Genomic DNA, 15,648 nt, shown 5'->3' with positions numbered 1-15,648 from the left:
AAAGTAAGAGCTAGGGAAACAGCCCGAAGATCGAACACGTATCGCTTTGATTAGATTCGAAGCGCTCGGCTCAAAAGCGCTATCCCCCGCCCCGCGAAAACCCGAAACCGACTCGCGACCGGGTAACATTGCATTTCACGTAAATCGGATGGGGGAAATTGGCTTACTTGCCATTATCCAGTCGCGAAATTACAAAATGCAGAGCCGTTCGGTTTTTGAGAATTTAAGGGGCTACGCCACGGTTCTGAGAGCGTATCACAACCCCGCTCAAACTAAGCACTCACAATGAGCTCGAGCCTCAGATCCCAACGCGAAAAAGTGAAGACCGCGCACTCACAACCAACAACCGTTATCGCGTGAATTAGCGACGTCCGTATTGCGAACGCCGCTATCTTTTGAATCTGAGCTTCTACACCGTTTCTACTGGCAGTTCCTCTCGTAAAGAGCACCACCTCTCCTCACGATTAAATAGGGCTGGCGTCCAACCGCCCTCCGAAGCTTCGCGTAATCTCGAAAACTCGAGGTTCATTGAATCGCAACTGGTTCACGTAAGAGGAGTTTACGAATCGCGTTCCACCAAGCTTCTGGTAGCCGCTACTCCAATGTATGTGGCCATAGACATGACAACACGGCCTCACCTCGCGAACTTTTCGCCGCAGAACACGGCAGCCTAATCCTCGGTCGAAAGGACCGTCATCGAGTGCACCAAATGGCGGCACATGCGTAATCAGAACATCCGTCTCAAGCGGTATTTTGCTCCATGTCTCTTCAATTCGCTCGTCCTCCATGGCGAATGCGTAGCCATCGGCGTTGGGCACCCATGGCGAACCATAAAAGTGCACGCCTTCGTATTCATAAACTGAATCCACGAGTAGCGTCGCCTCGCTCAAATAATTCTTTCCAGCACGCCAGCTTTTAAAAACGGGAATGTCGTGGTCCCCAGGAACAAATAGCTTTACCTGGAAATCCTGCTTCGCGAACCACGCATTGAGCCTCTTTAGTTTTTTGTCCCTACACTCGGCCAAATCGTAGAAATCGCCCGCATGGACGAGCACGTCGCCCGAAAGCGGAGGAAGCCTGTCGTGCATCGTGTGCGTGTCGGAAATCAATGTCACCTTCATATAAAATTCATTGCTATTTAGGATTGAGCGGCGCCCAGAGTATGGACGCCGCTATTTTCGTTTCTTGCTACTACGCAGCCTCAAGAGGCAGTTCCGCTTGGGGAAAGCCGCCGAACGGTCCGGTGGGACCTTCGTACTCCAGACGGAAACCACAGCGCTTTGCCAGAGCCTCGACCGCCACAATGAACGGAAGACGGTAAGCAAGCTTGAAGTACTCGATCACGTCTCCGTGCTTGCCTGTGGCCTTGCAGCGCCAGCGATTGACATCGGGGTTGATGCAAAGCGTCATCGGACGCGTTCCGACAAACGGGCTCGGAGCGACGTAATAGTCGCCCACGCGCGTCAATTGCACGTCGTCGGAGATCAGGTCCGTCAGGCTCGCGACCTGCTTCAAGGCTTCGATACTGCTCTTTTTGATGATTTTCTTCATTTTGTTTTTTGGGTTAGTGTAGATTTGGCCTCCAATAAAAAGACCCTGCAGCAATGCAGGGTCCAAGGCGGCGGAAGGCAGTCGCCGTCTTTTGTGATTCGGGGACCGGGCTGCTGCAGCTAGCAGCAGTCCGGAATAAAGACTTCAAGTATCCGTTTTTTAATTACTTTATGATTGAAAAGAGACCGAAATCTGGCCACTATCGAGGCATGACGAATCACTTTTCAGAAGACCTTTCCCGCTCGCTCTCCGACACGAAGAATTTTCCGCTAGACGACTGCCTCGCCCAGCTATTCCCAGACTACCTTTGTTCTCGAGAGACCTCGGAGACGATCGATCGCACAGGCGCCGACCTAGAGATCTTTAGCAAAAGCGGACGCGTCTTCGCCGACTTGAAGATTCGGGACGAGGACCCTCGGCTATGGGGAGCGGACGACCTTGCCATCGAACTCTATAGTGTGCTCGAAAAGCGGATACGAGGGTACCAAAACCGGAATGCCGACTACCTCATCTGGCTATACAAGCCAACAGGTCGAGCGGTGATGATCGAATTCGACTCCTTCAAGCGCTGTTACGAAGCTAATTGGGACTACTGGCATTTCTGGCGGGCCGAAGCGCCGCAAAAGACTCGAATGCAGGACGGAACGACCTACCACAGCGTCCACTGCTACGTGCCGCTCGAACTGTTCAAGGCGGGCGTTACGGTGGCTTATGCCGGACGGCGGACCTTTCCAGGCTCCAAGGCGGCATGACGCGAGCGACTAGAGCGTCGTAAGTTCCGCCTATATGAAAAACCCTCGGAAGCATGGTGCGAAGTCTACCACGACATCGACTCGACCCGCTCGAAGGGCCTCCAAAACATTTGCTCCACCGAACAACGGCCACATGTAAAACAGGGCCCTGGTCTCCATGCTCAGTTCCTCGCTAGCCAGAATCGAGTTCACGTCCGTTACTCCCGGCAAAAGGCTCCCTCGCCAAACCTGAAACCTGGGATACATCCTCCCTTGATTCGTTTCCAGCGAGAGCAGTCGACCAAGCTCATCGAGCTTATCGATTCTATACAGGCTGAGATCGGCCTCTACCGACAGCTCGGACTTGTCTAGCATCCCGCCAAGGTCCGGTCGGCCAACCGAGCTGCATTGTACCAGTCGGCTGAATACGTGGGTCCAGAGGTTGATAACGCCGTGGATATCCACATTGAGAGCTGAGGCCCGAGCCACGCCCAGCGAGACGTGAACGGCTTCGGCGGGATTCAAACCGCTTGCGCAAAACAATTCGTGCACCGCCCTCTCGATGCTCTTTAGCTTAGATTCCCCCTGCTTCATTTCGCGCCCTTCTCGCCTTCCTCGAGTATCAGCAGTCTCTCAAACTCAACGAACAAGGGATCACTGGGCCAATGGGCTCGCGCCTCCTTTACCCTCGCGAACGCTTCGTTGGTTTTGCCTCGAGCCTTCAGCCCCGACACCAATGCGGAGTAAAACGTCCGGCAATAGCCGCCATGACGCTCGACAAGAGGTTCCGCATAGGCTACCGTCTGGGCCCATTGCGATTGCTGGACGAGCGTCGCAAGCCAAGTCGCGTGGTAGTCCTCGCAATCCTTGGCCTCAGGCTCCATCGACTCTAGCGTTCGCTGGCAGGCGTCGTACCGCTCCGAACAAAGCAGACTCGAAGCTCGTTCCAGCGCCTCGCGCTTGTCATGTAGAAATTCACTGTAAATCATATCAAACTATTCGATCGGGGTTAGTGGCAGCGCGTTCGATTGGCAGATTCCCAGTATCCTACTGGTGAATACGTCTGCCCTGAAATACGTCTCCGAACTGCATTCGCTCTCGGCGAATACAAGGCAGCGCCGCCTGAACAGAAAACTCTCCTGTCCATTCATAAGAAACGCTTCATCGGGATTCGATCAGCCTGCCGAAGGCAGGCGAGGAGAATCCGTTCAACACTATTAATTCCCCCGTCTCCGCCAACTACGAGCCGAAGCTCGAGGCATTGCAATCGATGCCTGCCGTCGCTTGCCGTCCCACGAAAGAAGGCCTACCTTGCCCAGCCGACCTACTTCGCTTGAGCGAGCTCTGGAACTCTCCCTCTGTAAACCCTAGCGGAGCAGGTTCTGCATAAATGACCTGTAGTCCGCGTTTTCCGGAGCCAGCTCGATGGCGGATGACAAGGAATCCTTCGCCCCTTCCCGATCGCCCAGGCGCGCTCGCACTATAGCGAGATTGTAGTGCCAGCGATCGTTTTCAGGGGCGAGCTCGACAGCCGCCTCCATGCTTTGCGTCGCTTTTTCCAGCCGTCCCAGCTCGGCCTCGAGCAGACCGATTGAAAAACGGTATAGAGCGGTTCGAGGGGCGTAGCCAATCGCCACGCGAAGGTGGCGAATCGCAGCCTCCGGCAGGCCCGCCCGGTCGAGGAGAATCGAAGCATCGTAGCGCAGCGCGGGGTTGCGCCGATCGAAGCTGACCGCCACCTCAACCATTCTACGCGTCAGATCCGCGTCGCCCTCCCTGGCGGCGACCCGGGCGAGACGAAGGGCTCCCGACGGTCGATCTGCGTTGGCCTTTAGATAGTCCATATGCTCGGCGGCAACGCTTCCCTCAAGGTCCACTCCTCTTTCGGACAGGTTTTCAGCCGCCTGAAGCCTCACAAGCCTCGATTCGTCCTCGAGCCCATCTAGCAGTTCGCCAACGGCGTCCTCTCGAATGCCAAGCAGGAAAAGCGCGGCATCCCTCTCCAAAGGATGCTCAGCGTCGAGCGATCGCACGGCGGCGTTCCGCACCGACTGCTCCTGAGCGAACGGCCGAAGCATTCGCAGCCAGCTCGCGCGCCAGAACGGGTTCTCCGCCGCCTCCAGTCGATCGAGAATCTCATCGGGGGATTCGATTTCGCCCTCCCAGGCGTTTTCTAGCAGGTGGCCGCGCGCCCGCAGGTCATTGATTCGTTCGCTCGGCCCATACCAATTGTCGAACCTCTCCAGGAGCCATTCGGTCGACTCCTCGGCGTGGCAGTCCGTGCACGCGGTGGGAACGCCAAATTCCTTCTTCATATACGGGTCCGGGATGGTGAAGCCGTGGTCTCTTCTCGGATCCCGAGCCATGTAGGTCCGTTCCGGCATGTGGCAGTCAACGCACGAGTCGCCTCCGGACCCCGGTCTATGCCTGCTGTGCGTCGCGAGATCGATCAGCGTCGCTCCCATATTCCCCGTACTGTGACACTGAATACACGTGGCGTTGTTTTCGGCGGGCAGGGTCAACTCGGCGGAGTGCGGGTTGTGGCAGTCCATGCAGGATACGCCCGCGTGCCCCATTCCGCTATGCATGAACGAGCCGTACACGAAGTTCTCCTCGTCCGCCTTACCGTCCTCGAAATAGGCGGTGGGGTGATCGTAGAGCATCAATCGAAAGTGGTCCTCGTAGTCGTCGCCCGCGATGAACCGACTGTCAGTAAGCTCCTCCCGGCGCGAATGGCAGCTTGCACAGTTCTCCAGCACGGCTGTCTCGGAGACCGGCTCGACCGTGACCAGACCGCTGCCAGCGACCGCCGATCTCACATGCTCCTCCATGCCGCTGTGGCAGGATATGCAGCTTATACCCATGCGACTCCATTCGCTAGCGTAGCTGTCGGTGTCCGGATCGTAGTTCTTTTCGTATTCAGTCACGTGACACCAGGCGCAGTTCGAGTTCCACGTCATCCCCTGGCCCGTCCAGTGCCCCCACTCCCCGCGCAGCCTCTCCTCGTCGCCGAACACGTTAAACCATTCCTTCCTCTCGGTGTCCCAAGCCATTGCATGCGCCTGGTACCTGCCGTCGGGAAGAGAGAGCAGTGGCTGCTCCAATGGCGTCTTCCCAATGATCGCGTCCACCTTGCCCTCGACGAACTCTCCCCCCTCGTAACGCTCGCTCAGGACGAATTCGCCATCTCGCTCGCCTGCGACGTATCGCCGTCCTGCAGCATCCGTCAGCTCGCCGACTCCAAACTTGTCCGCATCGCGTACCGGATCGACGAGACGGTTAGCCCCAGCATGGTGGCTGGCAGACCATTCATCAAAGACCTCAGAATGGCAGCTTCTGCACGTCTCCGCATCCTTCCAGTCAGGAATTCCGGAATCGTCCCGCTTTCCTGCGGAAATCGATTCCTCCTCGTTTAGGCCGCAGCCAAAGAAAGCCAGCATCATTAGCGCATACAACAACAGAAGCGATTTTACGATCTTCATCTCGAGGGGTTCGTTCGAGTCACTCGCTATCCGCGACCATGAGAAATAACGCAGGTTAGCCTTGGCTTCGATCAATGAAGCTTGGCGAAGATACAGGGTCGTCTTTCGCACTCACTACCTCACACGGACTCGTATTCAAAAATTTGGGAGATCACCCCACGGATCAACAAAAAAGCTAAAACCAAGAGCGATACTGATCGCTCGGAGCTCAGAAACAGATTCTTCAAATAACCCACCTAATACACACCTAATTTTCGGATGTCAGACCCCTTAAAGACAGATATAAAAAGTTGCGAAGGAGATGCAGCACGAAAATCAAAAAATGCATAGTTAAATGCGCCCATCCTCGCTATCTTCGTGGGAAACGAAATTTAGCTTCGCTCGCCCAATTCTTCAATGGCGAGTAGTATCACAAGTCTCGATTGGTAAAGCTCAGCGCCCCCATAACCATAGGACCCACATTGGCTACCCATGTCGCAAACACACTCTCGACGCAGGCAAGTTATCTTCACCATCCTGATTGCCATAGCTCTACCGTGCTTGAATGCCTCGGCGCTCAGCGAAAGAGCCTACTCAAAAATCGACGAACTTGTCGTACCTATGGATGAGGCGAGAAACGCCAATATCGACGTTACGCGAGAAGAAACGCTTCTCTGGTTTTCCCGCGAATTTCTTAAATTGCCGACTGGGACGAGACCAACATAGAAGCCAATGAGTATCTGTTCGGCGTCTACCACGAACCGTTTCGCAACAACAAAAAGCGCCTGGCGAAAGAGCTTCCGAACTTCGAACGTCGCAAATCAATAGAGATTCTCGACAAAGGCATAGCCACGCTCGAACAAGTCCTAAGCGGCGATATAGTCAGACGACCGGTCAACAAAGTCGACTGGCAGAACATCGAGGTGGCGGAGGATATGCTGCTGATCAACGGAAAGCCGATCTTCCTCTACGACTACTTCTCGAAATCCGTAGGTCGTCCACTTACCGATGATCGCGTCTACAACGACCATTTGGGCGCTATCTTCCACGGAGGAGAAAACCTGTATCCCGTCGATCACGACCGAGCGATCAATTCCTTCCTCTTGAACGAGTCCTGACTTTTATTCTATAGAGTACCCGTTTCCGCTACCCCGAGCTCTCCGCGGAACTCCACTCTGGTACGATTTTTGTCGATTCAATATGGATCGCGGTACCGAATGGTTCACCTACATACAAGGCGAGCTTCGAAAAGGCAATCCAGAGGCAGACACCAGCATCAAGCTGCAACCCAACCTCTTCTCCGAAAACTATCGGTCGCACGGGATAGATATGGAAGTTCTCACCGAGTTGACCTCGATGATCGGTGATGACGCGAAAACGAAATGGGCCAGAAACCTCAACGCGAAAGGCCCGGAACCTTGGGAGGAGCACTACGCCTATTTCTGGGAAGAAATGAGCATGACCTATGACTTTCTAAGCTCTGTATCGCCAAACAAAATACATTTTAACTCGGAGAACCACTTTCTATCCGCTTCTTGGGTACGGGAGCTCGACCAACTCGAAGAGTACGTTCGCAACGTCTCAAAGCGGAACCATTTTCTTGGACCATGGCGAAGGAATGTTTTCGTCAAAGCGCGAAGATCTTCTCCAGTGAAACCATCTCAAGGACGTGCTTGAGAAGCTGACTATCATGATGGTCAGCGACGAGGAACGGCTTAAATCTTCTAAGCTGGACAGATTACGACGTAAACGAACACTAGATGGGATACTTACCAAAAGTTTCCCCACTTTTTTCATCATGCGTCAGGAAAAATGGGTGCCGCTAGCTAAACCGCAAGTTCTTCCCCCAGAGCTAAGGCCACGAAACTGCCTAGCGAACCTGTCGCTTTTCACCTTCGTACCCGTTCGGATTGTCCTTATGCCACTTCCATGCCGACTCTACGATGGAATCGATATCCGCGTAGCGAGGCGACCAACCCAGCTCGTTTCTAATCTTGTCACTCCCGGCAACGAGCACTGCCGGATCTCCAGGCCTTCTCTTCGCAATCTCGCATGGTATTCGATGACCGGTTACTCGCCTAGCCGACTCGACAACTTCTTTGACCGAAAAGCCCTTTCCGTTGCCGAGATTGTAGACTCGGTTTCCGCTCTCAAGTGCGCCTAGAGCAAGTATGTGCGCGTCTATCAGATCTTCAACGTGTATGTAATCCCTGATACACGTGCCGTCGGGCGTATCGTAATCGTTTCCGAATATCTTCACTTCCTTTCGTTGCCCCAAAGCGACCTGCAATATAATCGGAATCAGGTGAAGCTCCGGATTGTGATCCTCTCCCAGCCTTTCCGTGGCGCCAGCCGCGTTGAAGTATCGCAAACAAGCGTACCTGAATCCGCTTGTGACAGACAACCAGTGAAGGAAGCGCTCGATTATCGCCTTAGATTCTCCATATGGGCTTCCCGGCACAATGCGTTCGGTTTCGTCAATTGGCATTTCGGACGGATCAGAAAAAAGATTGGCGGTGGATGAGAAAATTATCCTCTTCACTCCGTGATTCTCCATGCTCTTCAGGAGATTAAGGGCGTTCACCACATTGTCGTTCAGATACAAGAAGGGCTTTTCCATCGACTCTCCCACAAGTGAGTTCGCCGAGAAATGCATTACCGCGTCGGGGGTTTCGCAGCGAACAACCTGATCGATTGCCTTGAAGCAATTCAAGTCGCCTTGCACAAACCTCGCCTCCAGGGGAACCGCTTCCCTGTGCCCTTGCTGCAGATTGTCGAAAACGACTACGTCGTGTCCTCTCTGCAAAAGAGCGTCCGTGGCCACGCTTCCAATATACCCCGCGCCACCAGTCACTAGCACCTTCATATGCAATCCTTTCCTGAAGCAGCTTCGAGTTCGACTCCGCGTAGTCTTTCAGCAGCTAGTTCCGGCGTGATGTCACGTTGAGACTCACCCAGCATTTCGAAGCCGACCATGAATTTGCGGACGCTAGCGGAGCGAAGAAGAGGAGGATAGAAGTGAGCGTGGACCTGCCAATGCTCGCCCGCCGTCCCGTCGAAAGGTGCTCCGTGCCACCCCATCGAGTAGGGAAAGTCCACGTTGAACAATCCATCGTATCTTCGTAGGAGATTCCTCAAAATGTTCGAAAGAGAATCCACCCTCGCAAAGCTCAAGTCGGTCAGTCGAGAGGCTTTGAACCGAGGCAGCAAAATCGTCTCGAAGGGCCAAACCGCCCAGTATGGCACAAGCACCGCCCAATCATCATTGAGACAGACCAGTCTCTCCTCCACCTTCAGCTCTGTCTCCAAATAGTCGCTCAGCAGCACCGACCCGTTGCGGCGATAGTAATCGAACTGGTTTTCATCCTCTAGATTCGGCACGGTGGGAACGTCGTCCATCGCCCATATTTGTCCATGTGGATGGGGGTTTGAGCACCCCATCGCCGCCCCTTTGTTTTCGAAGACCTGAACCCAGCAATACTTCTGGCCCAGCTCACTCGTTTGGTCGATCCAAGTTTGTACAACCTTGGAAATCTCAGCTTCAGACATCTGCGCTAGCGTGAGATCGTGCCTGGGAGAAAAGCAGACGACCCGACACGTCCCTCGAATCAGCTTCGAGCAAAGCAATGGGTGCTTCTCGTCGCCTTCGTCATGGCCCTCATCGTCTAGCAACGCTCGAAAGTCGTTTTCGAACACAAACGTATCCTGGTAATCAGGGTTCCGTTTCCCTCCAGAACGAGCATTTCCGGCACAGAGGTAACACGCCGGATCATGTTGAGGACGCTTCGATCGAGCAGTATCCTCAAGCTGCCCCTGCCACGGTCTAGCGGCTCGGTGCGGCGAGCAAATAACCCATTCTCCAGTCAGCAAATTCCTTCGCCTGTGCGGTTGCTGTTCGTAATTCATCTTCTTCAAATCCCTAGTTGAAAACCACTTTTGAGCCCCCTACGGGCCGGGAGCTGAAAACATCCAACTCTCCACCATACTCTTTTCGATAAGCCCGGATCGCATACTCAGAGACGGACCTGATCTCTTCGCTCCTAACGATCGCGACGCACGATCCCCCGAAACCGCCTCCTGTCATTCGACAACCTGTGACAGCATCCATGTCCTGTAGCGTTTTCGCTACGAAATCGAGCTCCCTGCAGCTTACCCGATAGTCGCTTCTTAGCGACTCATGACTCTCGTTCAGCAGGCGACCCACAGTCGCCATGTCTCCAGAGCGTAGAGACTTCACGCAACGCAGCACCCTTTCGTTCTCTGTAACCACATGGCGAATACATCGTCGCAATTCGCCATTCAAGTCCTCTCTAGAAAGCGTTTCCTGCAGTTGGGACGGCTCCAGCGAACGAAGACTTGGCAGGCCCAGCAAGTTCGCCGCTTCCTCGCAACAACGTCGCCGAACCGCATATTCCCCATCCGCCAGATTGTGCTTAACTCCCGTATTCAGAATCATGATAGCCCAATCTTCGCAGTCAAATGGTACATGTCGGACCGTCTCCTCTCCGCAGTCCATCAGAAGAAGGCTTCCTTCCCGACTAGCGAAAACGGCAGCTTGATCCATGAGTCCACACGGAACACCTCCGAATCTATGCTCTGCTTCCTGGCATAATTTCGCCATTTCCATTTCTCCCATCGATTCTCCAGCCACAGTCAAAGCAGCTTGGCAAACAGCAGCTTCGAGAGCAGCGCTACTGCTAAGTCCGCCCCCCGAAGGAATCGTGGACTCGAGATACCCATCAAATCCTTTCAGGTCCACACCTCTTTCAGCCAGGACTGTGAGCACTCCGACTACGTAACGCCCCCACCCGGACTCTCGGCGAGAATGAAGCTCCCCCAAGTCGACCGAAACCAGCTCGCTAAATCCGGAACTGCGAACTCTGATCCGTGAACCTCCATTAGGATTCGCCGCCAGCACCACATGCTTCTCGATTGCAGCAGGGAGAACCCAACCCATGTTGTAATCCACATGCTCGCCGATCAGGTTTACCCTGCCCGGCGCAATAGCGAAAAACGAAGGCAAAGCTCCCCATTCCACACAAAATCGTCTCTCCACCTCCGCTAATGTTTCCACCCGTTGCATGTTGCTTTTCATCACTGTCATTTTATGAATCAAGTCGCTTGAATTCGAACGCCTCAATGGCGAATATGAAAGGAGTCTAGCACTTTTTCGCTCTCCCAATCCAGATAGATACCGCTCATTTTTTTAAGCATTTCGGTCATCGTATGAAAAATATCGCTATCCTTATCGAGACCTCGCTCGCTTCAGGGAGAGCTATTCTTGGCGGCATATCTCGCTACCTGCACGAAACCAACGACTGGTCTATTTTTCATTACACAGGCCCACTTGGTTCCTTGGAGCCAAGCAGCATCGACCAATGGAAGGGCGACGGCATTATCGCGAGAATCTCACGGTCGGAATCACTAGAGCTAGTTGCTCGCAAAGGTGTACCGATAGTCGATGTTCTCGGAAATGTCATTGGATCACCTTACCCGGTTGTGAGCAGCCATGACGCACAGATCGGCGAACTGGGGGCTTCTCATCTCATGGAAATGGGACATCGGAATTTCGCTTTCCTCGGAGTAGAAAATGAAACCTGGTCCAACCAAAGACTGATCGGGTTCAGGGAACACGCCTCAGCACAGTCGGCGTCTTCGATTCAAAAGCTTCAACTCAGCACTCGCGACCGCGAGCCGGCTAACTGGCCCAGCACACTAACCAAAATCGAAAACTGGTTGGCCAGCTGTCCTGTTCCTCTTGGATTAATGATCGCGAGCGACCAGTTCGCACCTATTGCTTTCGAAGCTTGCAGGCGACGATCGATCGCTATCCCAGAGCAAGTAAGCATCATATCTGTAGACAACGATTCGTCTTTCTGCGATCTCTGCCAACCACGATTGACCAGCATAGAGCCAAACCACAACGAGGTGGGGTATCAGGCAGCCAAGCTCCTCGATCAGATATTACACGGTTCAAAACCAAACAGCGATCCTACACGAATTCCGCCTCTGACTATCCATCGAAGACTCTCGAGCGATTTCGAAGCCGTCGACGACCCTTCGCTAGCGAAAGCGCTCCAACTGATCAGGGAGAAGGCATGCGAAGGGATCTCCGTTGAGGAAATCGCTAGCGCCGCTGGGCTTTCACGCAGCGTCCTTCAGCGTCGATTCAAAGAAACTCTCGGAAGAACCGTTGGACGGTCGATTCAGGACGTCAAACTCCGACGAGCCTGCGACATGCTTAGCTTTACTACCCTGCCCATAATAGATGTCGCGATCCGGAGCGGATTCAACTATCAGGAGTATCTCAATCAGGTGTTCAAGCGGTGCCTCAACACAACACCAGCGAAGTATCGAAGGAAAACAAATCCTTCGAAACTTGACCTGCCTGGAATGTAGCATCAGTGGTTCGGTCCGCACTCGAAGCTAAATGTAGCACGTCACCCGAGTCGCACACGCACAACAAGGCACTTCAGGTGCGTGACCAATTCCTTGGCACTAAACTTCGCATGCGTTTAGCACTCCAGGAACGGGTAAACCGCATATGCAAAGATAAAAATCACGATATCTTCAACGCGACGGGCAATAACCCGAGCACAAGCAGATCCGCCGCCCAATCTAGAGTTTACACCGCCATAGACCAAGAGGTCCCTTCGAGTGACTTAAACCTTCAGAAGTTTCTAACCTAGCACTAGACCGAAAGCCATAATTGACTCACCGATAAAGAAAAAAATATTGAATGATCAGAAACTCAGAATCCTAGAAAGCAATTTTCATAGCGCGACCTAACGAAGCACTAGTCTCGATACAGTATCGCCCATCAATGCTTCCACCTCTTCACGTGTAGAGAAGTTGAATTCGCCTTTTATAGAATGCTTCAAGCAAGCCGCAGCCACAGCATACTGGATAGCTAGCTCGGGGTCGCACAGCTTTGGCGTGTTCAATGCAAATATCAGACCACCAGCAAAAGATTCTCCACACCCGACACTGTCTACAACACTCTTTATCTGATATGGCTCGTATGTTCTTTTCTGGCTCAACGGAGCAAAGAAAGCTTGGCCCTTCTTAGCATCGTAGAGCATTGCTCCCCAATTGTTATTCGATAACGATAAGCTTTCAGAAAGCGTAATTGCGACATTGCTTAGATTTGGAAAGCAATCAATCACTGTTCTAGCAACTTCAGAATAACAATCAATTTTGCGAGATCCACTGCTAAAGCCTGTTTTATCCGCCTGAATACCCAAGACATCGTGGTAATCGTCTTCGTTTCCGATGACAACATCTACAAAAGGCAGCAAAGTACCGATTGTTTGACGAGCAAGATCCCTCGAAGAGTTCGACTCATTCCACTTCCAAAGAGCGCTGTGAAAATTCAAATCGAGAGAGACTTTACAACCGGAATCCTTTGCTACCATGGCGGCGACCAACGTTGTCTCAGCAGCGACTGCGGAAAGAGCTGGGGTGATCCCACTCAAATGGAGCCAATCAGCATCGCAAAAAATATTCTCCCAATCATATTCTACCGAATCTGTAATGGCGATCGCCGAATAAGCTCGATCATAAATCACATTGCTCGGGCGTTGGTTCAATCCCATCTCCATATAGCACATGCCCAAACGCCCCCAGTCTGTTCTCAGAACAAAACTGGTATCCACGCCAACGGCACGCACGGCGTCCACGGCCGCCTCGGCTAAAGCATGCTTAGGCAGCGCTGTCACGTAGCGAGCGTCCCCGCCGAAATTGCATATCGAAGCCGCTACGCTAGCTTCTGCACCAGTATAGGTCACCTCAAGGTCACGCGCCTGGCGCAATCTTAGATGTCCAGGAGTCTCCAGACGACCTATGATTTCTCCAAAGGTAACAACCAACATAATTTATTATCGTTTAAAATTTCACCTCTCGCAGGAGTAGCTCTATTTTGCTACAGAACCCTGCCTTTTGTCTTTTCCGAATCTCACATAACAATCCAAGATCTACCAACTGGCAGTTCATTCAACTCTAACAAGTAGCTATTCATTTGTTTCGAGCTTCAAGTTATCGATCAGAAAGAATATCGCCATTGGATTTAATTAAAGAAAACTCAATTTATTGAAACCAAGTCTCCACGGGAATGAAATTGCCCATTCTCGCTCATTGAAGAATATGAATTCCGACCAATCAATGATAACATAGCTTAATAAATCACGGTAACCTAACTCGAATTATTCAAATCAATGAAGTGAGTTTCACTGCCGAAGTAAGTAAAAACTTTTCATTATCCAATAAAATTTGCATATCCCTTCAGTATTAAATACATAAAGCTTCAGGATTTAGTCTTGGACCTCTTATTTCAAGCTAGCGTTATCCACTTGCTGTCACCTGCTCGTTGCTACCAAATTTAATTCATTCGAATCTAGATGCTGACCTGTTCAAATGGCTCTTGTCTACCTTTAGGAACCCTCAGCTGACAAAAAAGTGCTTAAAGACAGCCGAATGTGTGGATCTCCGATGTAACGAGATTCGCTTTCATTACATTGGCATTTCAAAGCTCAAGCAACGAGTAGCTTCCTCTTCGCCGTTCGCTAAGCCAACCAACTGCTCCTGAAACAGAAACCCTCCCACATCAACTGAAGTAAAGTCGAGAGCCCACACAGTAAAAAATGCATCGCCCGTCGCGGGTGGCTCCCTTGGGAAACGTGTCTTCGGCGCGTCTGTCGGCTCAAGTTTCCGGAGAAACCTACTGATCCATTTCTAGGGGCTGGCATCACACGAGGAGAAATCAAAGCTGAGCGAACATGGATTTCCGTTGATTATTGATGTCAACAAGAGCCCTTGAGACTTCGAATCGCTTTAGTTTTTCCCAATCAAATTCAACGCCAATGCCGGGGATTTCAGGCGCTACTGCCTGGCCATTTTCGAGCCTCAGCGGATGCATCGTGTATTCGTCGATTGGAAAACTATGCACCTCTAGCCAACCAGCATTCGGCTGAGCAGACACTAAACTCACGTGCAACTCGTGCATACCATGCGAGCATACTGGGACTCCATGTCTTCGAGACATTTCGGCCACCTTTAACCAATTAGTTATACCTCCACAATTCGAAGCGTCCGGCTGAATGAACGAAAGATTCGACTGCTCGAACGCGTATCCAAATTCATACAATGTATGCAAATTCTCGCCCATAGCGAGGGGTACCCCTGACTCCTTGCCAATACGAGCATAGCCCTTGTAGTCATCAGGGACTATCGGTTCTTCAAACCAAACCAAATCAAATTCACGAGCTCGCCTAGCTACCTCGATCGCCTTATCAACGCTAAGTGAATAATTTGCGTCGATCATAAAAGCTACATCCTGACCCACAAGCTGACGGACCGCTGCAATGCGCTCTAGGTCCTCAGCAATACTCGGTCGTCCAATCTTGATTTTTACCCCGTTGAAACCAGCTTCAAGATAGCTTCCGATGCTTTTCAATAGCTTGGATAAAGGAAACATAAGGTCAATGCCACCTCTATATGCTTTGCATTTGTTCGAAACACCTCCTGCGACTTTCCAAAGAGGCAATCCCTTGGTTTTGCATCGAATATCCCATAGGGCAATGTCTATCGCTGAGATTGCGAAAGAAGCCACCCCACCTCTTCCAACATAGTGAATATGCCACTCGCAAAAGTCGTTCACTCTCTCGACCTCGTCTCCTTCCTGCCCAACCAACGCTGGAGCAAGATCATTATCGATCATGGCTTTAATCGAATGCCCTCCCTTACCCCCCGTGTAGGTGTAACCTACTCCTGATCGGCCATCTTCCAATGTAACGATCACAGTGAGTAGCTCGAAATGGGTATGATTTCCGTGCTTCGCATCCACAAGAACCTCAGCAAGAGGCACGTTGAAAATCCGCGTTTCTATGCTTTTTATACTACTCACAGTC

General features: G+C 52.1%; 14 protein-coding genes. 4 read left to right on the top strand and 10 right to left on the bottom strand.

Annotated elements, in window-relative coordinates; translation table 11 throughout:
- Positions 1-464 precede the first annotated feature (464 nt).
- Together QEH54_RS00595 and QEH54_RS00590 are read right to left on the bottom strand one after the other, a co-directional pair.
- Complete coding sequence (locus QEH54_RS00595; RefSeq protein ID WP_309016665.1) at positions 465-1,121, bottom strand: metallophosphoesterase; 657 nt, start codon at positions 1,119-1,121, stop codon at positions 465-467.
- A 70-nt stretch (positions 1,122-1,191) separates the two neighbouring features.
- On the bottom strand, positions 1,192-1,551 hold the full coding sequence (locus QEH54_RS00590) for a CHC2 zinc finger domain-containing protein (protein ID WP_309016664.1): 360 nt from the start codon (positions 1,549-1,551) through the stop codon (positions 1,192-1,194).
- A 170-nt stretch (positions 1,552-1,721) separates the two neighbouring features.
- Here QEH54_RS00590 and QEH54_RS00585 point away from each other — a divergent pair, with 170 nt between their 5' ends.
- The gene (locus tag QEH54_RS00585) at positions 1,722-2,303 is read left to right on the top strand and encodes a hypothetical protein (RefSeq protein ID WP_309016663.1); all 582 of its coding nucleotides are present in this window, start codon (positions 1,722-1,724) and stop codon (positions 2,301-2,303) included.
- Between the two features lie 30 nt (positions 2,304-2,333).
- On the opposite strand, the gene QEH54_RS00580 is transcribed toward QEH54_RS00585, so the two are convergent.
- The 3 genes from QEH54_RS00580 to QEH54_RS00570 all read right to left on the bottom strand — a co-directional run bounded on the left by QEH54_RS00580 (position 2,334) and on the right by QEH54_RS00570 (position 5,764).
- Positions 2,334-2,876 carry a hypothetical protein gene (locus QEH54_RS00580; protein ID WP_309016662.1) on the bottom strand — a complete coding sequence of 181 codons (543 nt, stop codon included), beginning with the start codon at positions 2,874-2,876 and terminating at the stop codon, positions 2,334-2,336.
- Positions 2,873-3,271, bottom strand: coding sequence for a hypothetical protein (locus tag QEH54_RS00575; RefSeq protein WP_309016661.1), 399 nt, complete (start codon positions 3,269-3,271; stop codon positions 2,873-2,875). The genes QEH54_RS00580 and QEH54_RS00575 overlap by 4 nt, the downstream gene beginning before the upstream one ends.
- Before the next feature lie 378 nt (positions 3,272-3,649).
- A complete protein-coding gene (locus QEH54_RS00570) occupies positions 3,650-5,764 on the bottom strand; it encodes a multiheme c-type cytochrome (RefSeq protein ID WP_309016660.1) in 2,115 nt (704 codons plus the stop codon).
- Positions 5,765-6,678: 914 nt separating this feature from the next.
- On the opposite strand from QEH54_RS00570, the gene QEH54_RS00565 reads away from it, so the two are divergent.
- Together QEH54_RS00565 and QEH54_RS00560 are read left to right on the top strand one after the other, a co-directional pair.
- On the top strand, positions 6,679-6,861 hold the full coding sequence (locus QEH54_RS00565) for a hypothetical protein (protein ID WP_309016659.1): 183 nt from the start codon (positions 6,679-6,681) through the stop codon (positions 6,859-6,861).
- Positions 6,862-6,943: 82 nt separating this feature from the next.
- Positions 6,944-7,420, top strand: a complete 477-nt coding sequence (locus tag QEH54_RS00560) for a hypothetical protein (protein WP_309016658.1) — start codon at positions 6,944-6,946, stop codon at positions 7,418-7,420.
- A 193-nt stretch (positions 7,421-7,613) separates the two neighbouring features.
- On the opposite strand, the gene galE is transcribed toward QEH54_RS00560, so the two are convergent.
- From galE to galK, 3 genes are read right to left on the bottom strand one after another with little or no spacing between them, the layout of a single operon-like run.
- Positions 7,614-8,609: a UDP-glucose 4-epimerase GalE gene (gene galE, locus QEH54_RS00555; protein WP_309016657.1), complete on the bottom strand. Its 996-nt coding sequence runs from the start codon at positions 8,607-8,609 to the stop codon at positions 7,614-7,616.
- A complete protein-coding gene (locus QEH54_RS00550; protein ID WP_309016656.1) occupies positions 8,606-9,649 on the bottom strand; it encodes a UDP-glucose--hexose-1-phosphate uridylyltransferase in 1,044 nt (347 codons plus the stop codon). The genes galE and QEH54_RS00550 overlap by 4 nt, the downstream gene beginning before the upstream one ends.
- Positions 9,650-9,662: 13 nt before the next feature.
- Positions 9,663-10,847 carry a galactokinase gene (galK, locus tag QEH54_RS00545; RefSeq protein ID WP_309016655.1) on the bottom strand — a complete coding sequence of 395 codons (1,185 nt, stop codon included), beginning with the start codon at positions 10,845-10,847 and terminating at the stop codon, positions 9,663-9,665.
- Between the two features lie 122 nt (positions 10,848-10,969).
- On the opposite strand from galK, the gene QEH54_RS00540 reads away from it, so the two are divergent.
- Positions 10,970-12,142, top strand: coding sequence for a DNA-binding transcriptional regulator (locus QEH54_RS00540; protein ID WP_309016654.1), 1,173 nt, complete (start codon positions 10,970-10,972; stop codon positions 12,140-12,142).
- A gap of 386 nt (positions 12,143-12,528) precedes the next feature.
- On the opposite strand, the gene QEH54_RS00535 is transcribed toward QEH54_RS00540, so the two are convergent.
- Complete coding sequence (locus QEH54_RS00535; RefSeq protein WP_309016653.1) at positions 12,529-13,614, bottom strand: sugar kinase; 1,086 nt, start codon at positions 13,612-13,614, stop codon at positions 12,529-12,531.
- Positions 13,615-14,501: 887 nt separating this feature from the next.
- On the bottom strand, positions 14,502-15,644 hold the full coding sequence (locus QEH54_RS00530) for a mandelate racemase/muconate lactonizing enzyme family protein (protein WP_309016652.1): 1,143 nt from the start codon (positions 15,642-15,644) through the stop codon (positions 14,502-14,504).
- Positions 15,645-15,648 lie beyond the last annotated feature (4 nt).

Origin of the sequence: Pelagicoccus sp. SDUM812003, assembly GCF_031127815.1 — a bacterium.
In the GTDB taxonomy this organism is placed as follows: domain Bacteria; phylum Verrucomicrobiota; class Verrucomicrobiia; order Opitutales; family Opitutaceae; genus Pelagicoccus.
The sequence above is the reverse complement of the archived record's forward strand: the minus strand, read 5'-3'. Positions and strand labels throughout refer to the sequence as shown.